General features: G+C 44.0%; 9 protein-coding genes. All 9 read left to right on the top strand.

The annotated features are described in order from the left end of the window. The first annotated feature begins 112 nt into the window (after positions 1–112). The 9 genes from IQ257_RS12140 to IQ257_RS12100 all read left to right on the top strand — a co-directional run bounded on the left by IQ257_RS12140 (position 113) and on the right by IQ257_RS12100 (position 7,345). Positions 113–727 (top strand): rhomboid family intramembrane serine protease, encoded by a 615-nt coding sequence (locus IQ257_RS12140; protein ID WP_193873929.1) that lies wholly within the window; start codon positions 113–115, stop codon positions 725–727. Positions 728–730: 3 nt separating this feature from the next. Next, positions 731–976 (top strand): TIGR02450 family Trp-rich protein, encoded by a 246-nt coding sequence (locus IQ257_RS12135; RefSeq protein WP_193873928.1) that lies wholly within the window; start codon positions 731–733, stop codon positions 974–976. A gap of 151 nt (positions 977–1,127) precedes the next feature. After that, positions 1,128–1,499 carry a hypothetical protein gene (locus IQ257_RS12130; protein ID WP_193873927.1) on the top strand — a complete coding sequence of 124 codons (372 nt, stop codon included), beginning with the start codon at positions 1,128–1,130 and terminating at the stop codon, positions 1,497–1,499. 31 nt (positions 1,500–1,530) lie between these two features. Then, on the top strand, positions 1,531–2,409 hold the full coding sequence (locus tag IQ257_RS12125) for an SDR family oxidoreductase (protein ID WP_193873926.1): 879 nt from the start codon (positions 1,531–1,533) through the stop codon (positions 2,407–2,409). A gap of 165 nt (positions 2,410–2,574) precedes the next feature. Next, positions 2,575–2,832 carry a tetratricopeptide repeat protein gene (locus tag IQ257_RS12120; protein WP_193873925.1) on the top strand — a complete coding sequence of 86 codons (258 nt, stop codon included), beginning with the start codon at positions 2,575–2,577 and terminating at the stop codon, positions 2,830–2,832. 791 nt (positions 2,833–3,623) lie between these two features. Next, the gene (gene chrA, locus IQ257_RS12115) at positions 3,624–4,820 is read left to right on the top strand and encodes a chromate efflux transporter (protein WP_193873924.1); all 1,197 of its coding nucleotides are present in this window, start codon (positions 3,624–3,626) and stop codon (positions 4,818–4,820) included. 198 nt (positions 4,821–5,018) lie between these two features. After that, positions 5,019–6,122, top strand: coding sequence for a sulfotransferase (locus IQ257_RS12110; RefSeq protein WP_193873923.1), 1,104 nt, complete (start codon positions 5,019–5,021; stop codon positions 6,120–6,122). 144 nt (positions 6,123–6,266) lie between these two features. Next, the gene (locus IQ257_RS12105; protein WP_193873922.1) at positions 6,267–7,013 is read left to right on the top strand and encodes a phosphoadenylyl-sulfate reductase; all 747 of its coding nucleotides are present in this window, start codon (positions 6,267–6,269) and stop codon (positions 7,011–7,013) included. After that, on the top strand, positions 7,010–7,345 hold the full coding sequence (locus IQ257_RS12100; protein ID WP_193873921.1) for a hypothetical protein: 336 nt from the start codon (positions 7,010–7,012) through the stop codon (positions 7,343–7,345). Before IQ257_RS12105 ends, IQ257_RS12100 begins: the two co-directional genes overlap by 4 nt. Positions 7,346–7,818 lie beyond the last annotated feature (473 nt).

Here is a 7,818-nt window from a genome sequence, read left to right as displayed (position 1 = left end):
CCCCTGCTCCCCTGCTCCCCCGCTCCTCTGCTCCCCCGCTCCTCTGAAATTGCTACGCTAGAAAGTAACTAATTAACACACTCTCAGAAAGAGCTATCCCAGAGGTAAAGCCATGAGCAACCGGGAAACCAAGGCAATCGCCCGTCAAGAAAACAAAGCACTCGCCCGTGAAATAAAAACCCAAGCTACGGTTTTAGGCGGCTTAGTCGCCATCATGTGGGTTTTAGAACTAGTGGATTTAATTGTTTTTAGAGGAGCTCTCGATGTCTACGGTATTCGACCCCATATTATTATTGGGCTGCGGGGTATCCTGTTTGCCCCTTTTCTTCACGGCAATTTGCCTCACCTGATTGCCAATACTATCCCATTTCTAACGTTAGGCTGGTTTGTTATGTTGCAAGAAACCAGCGATTTTTTTATCGTTACCGCGATTACAATGCTAGTCGGGGGTTTGGGTGTTTGGGTGTTTGGCGCAACTGGCTCTATTCACATTGGTGCTAGTATTCTAATTTTCGGCTACCTAGGTTTTCTGCTACTACGCGGCTACTTTGAACGCAACTTCTCCTCTATTTTACTTTCCCTTATCGTTGGTTTTCTCTACGGCGGTGCAATTTGGGGAGTGCTGCCAACAACACCCGGAGTATCCTGGCAAGGTCATTTATTTGGCTTTATCGGTGGTGTACTTGCCGCACGGTTCCTGGCAAAGCGCAAGCGACAAGGATTGTAAAGAATGCCGAAAAAGCAGAAATTTCCCTACCTCGTTGGTTCTAAGTGGACTGCTAAACAAAAAACCTGGGGGTGGCGGCATTTTCAAGTGGTTAATCGCCAAAACCAAGGGAAGTGGATTTTTGCAGAAATGGTGGCTTCCTGTGACCCTAATGTTCGGTTTTGGTTGAATGCCACACAGCTCAAAGATCGTTCTTTATGGCAAGCGGGTTGGCAGTCTATAGAAGAAATGAAAGAGTTAAGGGAATAGGGAATAGGGATCAGAGCGGAGACGCTCAGTGTTCACTGAGGCTTCTCGAAGTGTCGAACGCTGACGCTCACGGCAAAAGCCTACTCCCTACTTTCATCAGGGTGTACCTCACAAGACTAAGAAACGCTATAACTAACTGGTTAAAGTAACCATGAAAATACACTCATCACACCTTTTGGTAAGCTTATTATTACTCATTTTTCCGTTAAGCTGTGCGGCGTCTAAGAGCAGTAGAACTTGCCAGTACGATCCAGATTCTGGTAAACCTAATCCCCTAGGAATGAGGTCTTATATCACAATTACCGAAGAAGAGAATAATACAATATTTACTTACGAGCAGTTTCCCTCAAACGTAGCTGAAAATATAACGTTGGCAACAAAACGAGAACTAACACTTTACAATACAAGTCTCGATACAGCACGAGTTATTCTTCTACAAAATAAGAACTACTATTCAGAACTAGTTGGCTATGATGATCCAGAAGGATTTGCTCCAGTGAATGAGGTGTTGACCTGTGAATAGAAACTACCCAATCTAAAGCATTGAACGTTGAATGAGAAAACTATTAGTGACAGGTGCTAGCGGTTTCTTGGGATGGCACGTCTGCCAGTTAGCTAAATCTGAATGGGAGGTTTTCGGAACTTACTGCTCCCATGTTGTAGAGATTCCAGATGTTACCCTGCTGAAGGTCGATCTGACGAATTTTCAGGACGTGAAGGGCATCTTTAACGAACTTCAGCTAGCAGCCGTTATCCATACAGCAGCTCAGTCAAATCCTAATTACTGTCAAACTCATCCTGATGAAACCGACCTGATTAATGTAACAGCATCCTGTACTATTGCCGGACTTTGTGCTGATTACAATATCCCTTGTGCTTTTACATCAACTGACTTAGTTTTCGATGGCTTAAACCCTCCCTATGGAGAAACGGATGCGGTTTGTCCTGTTAGTTATTACGGGGATCAAAAAGTCAGGGCGGAGGAAGGAATGTTGGCGCGTTATTCCCAGACTGCAGTTTGCAGAATGCCCTTAATGTTTGGCAGGGCAACACCCACAGCGAGTAGTTTTATCCAACCCTTCATCAAAATCCTGAGAGAGGGAAAGGAATTAAGGTTGTTTACCGATGAGTTCCGCACTCCTGTTAGTGGGAATACAGCCGCTAAAGGGTTGTTATTGGCATTAGAAAAGGTACAGGGACGCATTCATTTGGGTGGAAAAGAGCGGGTATCGCGTTATGATTTTGGTCGTCTTTTAGTGGAGGTATTGCAATTACCGGAAATTGGGCTGAAAGGTTGCCGACAAGCGGATGTACCCATGGCTGCACCTAGACCTTCGGATGTTTCCTTGGATAGTTCGATGGCGTTTGGATTGGGGTATGCGCCTTTATCGCTGCGGGAAGAGTTGGAGGCGTTAACAGAAGGAAAAAGTTAAAGACGAGATCCCTGGCATCATGAGTTAACTCACATCTTGCACCATTGTCAGTAAACCCGAAAATCAGCCCGGAGTTTTAACTCAGGGCTAATAGCTCAAGTCCATTGAAATGGACTGAAAGTCTTGTAGAGTCAGTATTTAGTCCTCATAGCGAGGACTTTAGCTATGAGACAGTGGTTTAAACCACTGGCGGTTAGTGAGACTGGTGCAAGATCTGAGTTAAGCGAGAAATTTGTGCATAAGCTCCCAGTTCTGCGAGAGTTGAACCAGGGAAGTTCGCTGTTGGATCAAGGAAACTATGCCGAAGCGATCGCATCTTTTGATGAAGCCCTGGGCATTAACCCCAATAACCAAGATGCACGGGAGACTCGTGACAAATTGCAGGAGTTTGTGCAGCAACAGCCCGATGAAGCCATTGGGTAAGCAAGTTAAAAAATTCAGGCTTTTAAAATGGGAAAAAGGTAATTCCTACTACCCTTTCCCCACTCCCTACTCCCTCATACACTGACAGCTAGGCGACTAAACTTATTTTTCTTAAAAGAGCGATCAGCTCGTGTACAAACCTGTTACAAATTTGTATACTAATTTTATTGAATCAGTCCGCGTTTAAAAAAACTATTTTTAACCTAAATCACCCTACAACACCAGCCATATAGCCTGTGATTTACTGATAGAATGGGTTGTCTTCTCTAGCATCCTTCCAAATAAATAGCAAGATGTAAATGTACCAATAACTACATCTTCATGAAAACTTTACAATTTAAAACTATCTTTATAATTTGAGGGTTTACACTCTAAGATTTTTTAAGTTATTCTTTCTTTAGATGACTGTAAAACGTTACTACTTGATTTTTCGTTGAAGGAGACTAATGAGTGGCAGTTGAAAGAGTTTTCAGACAAACAAGGTATCAAAAACTTGTTTCAACTAGCTAAGTAGTTACCTAAGTCAAATCAGCAAAGGCATCTAGACATGAGCTTACTTCAGAGTTGCCCTAAATTCTCACGAACGACTCCTTCTTGGTGCAAAACATCCCACGGCTTCACCGTTACGAAAGGAAATAGATATCTTCCAAAAGTTCCCTGAGAGCAGATTTGTAGCTAAACATCTGCAACTATAGCTAAAAATCAAGATGGAACTATCCCTATAAGGGTGGATAGAAGATTGCAAATAATCTATTCCATTTGTTAACCTGAGAAGCCAGGGCATCTACCCCATGAAATCAAATCAGAGGTGTTGTACACCCTCTTTGAGAACTCTGTTCTGGATGTTCTTGAAAATAGGTAGTACTGCATGGGGAGGCTTTATGCCGCTCATTGCAGTGATTCAGAATTACGTCAAGAAAAATAATCTACTCAAGGAACAAGAAATACTTGATGCCATATTCTTAGCTTCTGTGCTACCAGGACCTATGGCATTCAATGTAGTGGTAGGCGTAGGCTACCGTTTGCGGGGTATTAAAGGTGCCTTAGTCTGTGGGCTGGGAGCTTTACTGCCAACATTTATGTTGGTTTTAGGGCTGAGTATTGCCTACTTCCGGTGGGGGCAAATTCCAGTTATAGACAGACTTTTCATGGGCTTTACCCCAGCGATGGTTGCAATTGTCGTCTCTGCCGCCTGGAGTATGGGGCGTAAAGCTATTGCCGGAGTGCCACAACTTATTATCAGCGTTGCGGCTTGTGCAGTTTTAGTAGGAATTGGCGGTTTTTACAGCACCATCGGCATTGTTTTAGGATCGGGTTTAGTCGGATGGTTGCTATTCCGTGATCGGAGAATCATACCCCGAAAACCTCCAAAACCACAACTAACTGTTCAGTCTCCGCCTGAGCGTCAATCTTCCACTAGATTTCTGTCAGTATCAATGTTACCGATAATGGGGCTGCTGACTGTTCAACCCGCGCTAGTCCTGAAACTGTTTACCACCTTTGCTACTCTGAGTCTCACCTTGTTCGGTAGCGGCTATGTCTTTATTCCAATCATTCAAGATTTAGTGGTCAATAGTCATAGTTGGGTCACGAATAAGGAATTTATTGACGGTCTGGCAATTAGTCAAATTACACCGGGTCCGATTCTAATTACTTCGGCTTTTATCGGCTACAAAGCGGCTGGATTTCTGGGTGCATTATCAGCAACGGTGGGAATGTTTCTGCCCCCTGCTTTACTGATGCTGGTCGGTACTTATTTCCTAGATAGCCTGAAAAATTCTACTGGTATTAAAGCGGCACTAGAAGGCGTAAGACCCGCTGTTGTTGGTATGCTTATCGCCGCTGCATTTGTAGTTAGTCAAACAATACCGCCCTATTGGGCTTCAGCCATTATTTTTACAGCGGCACTTGTCGCAATCATTCGTTTCCGGGTAGAAGTTGCCTTGATTATACCCCTTGCTGGTCTTGTTGGTCTGGCACTGTATTAGTTAACACCTATCAGCTAACTACAGCTTAAGGAAATTTCGCACCAATTCAATAGTAAAAGGACATTCATTCATGAAGAACTTGCAATCTAAAAACCAAAGAGGCTGCCGTTCTCCTGATGCCAGTCTTTTATCCACTCATGTCACCGTTATTTTGGGTGAATACAGCCGTCAGTCCTTGTGACACTTAGGAGATTTTTCATGCTTACTAATCAGAACTCGAACCAAGTATCTCAGCGCCCAAGACCCATTTTGATGATTCCAATCCGACGTTGTGGCAGCCATGCCCTCCGCCTGCGGTTAAACTTTAGCCCAGATTTTTACTCTCCATATCCCTTGCATATCGTTGACTTCATGCCCCTAGTGGAACTGTATGGAGACCTTTCCAATGACTACACCTACTTCCAGTTAGTTATTGACCTTATCGGACTGCAAAATGCAACGATGGTCAAGTGGGATAATGTAGCATTAGACCCAGTTTCTGTCTTCGAGGCGATTAAAAACCGTCCCCGTAGTGTCCATGCTATTGCCTGGGAAATGCTATTTCAGGCGGGACAAAAGCATAATGCCAAAGTCGTAATGGATAAGTCCCTCGATAACGTCTATTATGCTGAGGAGCTAATTTCCTTATTTGACGATATGTTGTTCTTGCATGTGGTTCGTGATCCCCGTGCTCAAGTGAACAGCATTAATCGTGCCATCATTCATGATTTTGATACACGTCTCAATACCCTGCATTGGGTAAATGCTCAAAATGCCGCTAAGACGTTAGCCCAAAAGTATCCTGAGCAGGTTTTAACTATCCGATACGAGGATTTCTTGGTTAACCAAGAAGCTACTTTGCGTAAAGTTTGCCAGTTCTTTGGCATAGAGTTTTTAGACTCCATGCTGGATGTCTCAGCATCCAAAGAGGCACAAAGCATTTCTGTGATGTCAGCTTTATGGCAAACAAACTCCTGTCCTCCTATTCCAGCATATATCGATAAGTTCAAAAAGTGCATGAGCATGGAGGAAATCGAAATTATCGAAACAATTGCCGGAGAGTACATGGACTACTACGGCTATGAAAAAATGACGCCAGCCAAAGCGCAAATAACGCCAGAGGTAATCGAACAAGCCCAAGAACAAAGTGAGCTGAACAAACAAAAAGCCTGGATGGAGCTGGAGGCAGAGGCTCCCCAAGATTATCAGTTAAGAAAGTTCCGGTCTACCTATCTCAATATGCTGAAAGCGCGACTATCTCAAGACCGCGTTGAAGTCTTGAGTAGGTGGAAAAATAATGTCAATCACAAGCAGATAGCTTGATTAAAGGTTTACCGTTAGTTGACTGACATAAATTTAAGAGAGATGTCTTTTTATGAAGCGTTTTGATTGGGTCAGTCAACTCGGTATTCCCTGCAAGATTAACTCAAACAGCACAACCAATCATTAATCAGGAATAATAGGTTTATGATGGAAATTGAAGTAGCAAAATTGGCATTAGAGTATGCCGACAAAAGCCCCCAAAAAATTCTCAATTTTGCTCTAGACAAATTTGACAACATTACGATTTCTTTTAGTGGTGCAGAGGATATCGTTTTAATCGATATGGCATCTAAACTTAAAAGAGATTTTAATGTTTTCTCGATCGACACAGGTCGCTTGCATCCTGAAACCTACCGACTAATGGACGAAGTTAGAGACCACTATGGAATCAAACTGGAAGTCATTTTTCCAGACGCTTCAGAGGTTGAAACCCTCATTAAAGAAAAAGGACTCTTTAGTTTCTATAAAGATGGTCATAAAGAGTGCTGTGGCATTCGTAAAGTGCGTCCTCTTCGTCGCAAACTTGCCACCATTGATGCGTGGATTACTGGTCAGCGCAAAGATCAAAGTCCCAATACTCGCGCCACTATTCCCGTTATCCAAATCGATTCGGCATTCTCGACCCAAAACCACAGGCTGATCAAATTCAACCCCCTCGCAAACTGGAGTTCTGCTCAGGTGTGGCATTACATCCGCGCCAACGGTGTTCCCTACAATACTCTGCACGAAAAAGGCTTCACTAGCATTGGCTGTGAACCCTGTACCAGACCCGTTCTGCCCAATCAGCACGAACGAGAAGGTCGCTGGTGGTGGGAAGAAGCGGCGGATAAAGAGTGCGGCTTCCACTCCATCAACGTTGCAAACAATCACTCACTCGTTGCACACCGATGAAAATTACAATGGTCAAGAAGATCAAAGCCGATGGCAACCCGTGCTGCAAGTCTGCAAACGTACTCGGCAAGCTTGAGAAATCGGGATTGATTGAGCACATAGACCGAGTTGTTGCTGCTGACGAGCGTGAGCCATTTAGCGATGGGTTGGCTTTGGCGTTGAAGCACGCAGTAGATGCCGCACCGTTTTTTATTGTCGAGAACGATGATGGTTCGAGCCGCGTATATACAGCCTATTTTCGTTTCCTCCAAGAGGTGTTTGACCAGGCGGTATCGGAAAGCGAAGAACTCTCTGAGCTTATGGCTCTCAATCCCGAACTCGACTTTATTTAGTCGATATCTTCGGTGTAATTCCCGGTACTGAAACTGGTGATTCAGTAAATTCAGTAGGAGTCATGCCCCCAGATCCAGCGAATAGCCATCTGGGGGCATATTTTTATTACCTTGCAAGAACTGCTTCACCTCATCTGGGTTTTGCAGAATATATAGCGGTTCTCTGTCATGTGAGGTGTAATATTACCCCCTAAATCCCCCTTATAAAGGGGGACTTGAAGCTCAAGGACGTACCTCACAAGACTAGGAAACACTATAATTTTCTGGATGGTTGACACGATACCTTCTGAGCAAACAGTCTCTCCATCAGAACTCTTATCGGCAACATACCATTGAGTTTTGAGCGGCGCATCTAACCCTTGGGGAAGGAAAGGGAAATAGGAAATAAGGGAGTGAATCGCCTCCCAGTTTGACGAAAGAGCGCTAACTTGAAGAAGGAATGTGAATATGTTGAAGCTTGCTGAGAGTGCGAT

Origin of the sequence: Coleofasciculus sp. LEGE 07092 (assembly GCF_015207375.1) — a bacterium.
Taxonomy (GTDB): domain Bacteria; phylum Cyanobacteriota; class Cyanobacteriia; order Cyanobacteriales; family Coleofasciculaceae; genus LEGE-07092.
This window is presented reverse-complemented; position numbering and strand designations above follow the sequence as displayed.

Coding starts and splice junctions, on each gene's coding strand:
- IQ257_RS12140 (WP_193873929.1), top strand. CDS start 113: ATGAGCAACCGGGAAACCAAGGCAATCGCCCGTCAAGAAAACAAAGCA.
- IQ257_RS12135 (WP_193873928.1), top strand. CDS start 731: ATGCCGAAAAAGCAGAAATTTCCCTACCTCGTTGGTTCTAAGTGGACT.
- IQ257_RS12130 (WP_193873927.1), top strand. CDS start 1,128: ATGAAAATACACTCATCACACCTTTTGGTAAGCTTATTATTACTCATT.
- IQ257_RS12125 (WP_193873926.1), top strand. CDS start 1,531: ATGAGAAAACTATTAGTGACAGGTGCTAGCGGTTTCTTGGGATGGCAC.
- IQ257_RS12120 (WP_193873925.1), top strand. CDS start 2,575: ATGAGACAGTGGTTTAAACCACTGGCGGTTAGTGAGACTGGTGCAAGA.
- chrA (WP_193873924.1), top strand. CDS start 3,624: ATGAAATCAAATCAGAGGTGTTGTACACCCTCTTTGAGAACTCTGTTC.
- IQ257_RS12110 (WP_193873923.1), top strand. CDS start 5,019: ATGCTTACTAATCAGAACTCGAACCAAGTATCTCAGCGCCCAAGACCC.
- IQ257_RS12105 (WP_193873922.1), top strand. CDS start 6,267: ATGATGGAAATTGAAGTAGCAAAATTGGCATTAGAGTATGCCGACAAA.
- IQ257_RS12100 (WP_193873921.1), top strand. CDS start 7,010: ATGAAAATTACAATGGTCAAGAAGATCAAAGCCGATGGCAACCCGTGC.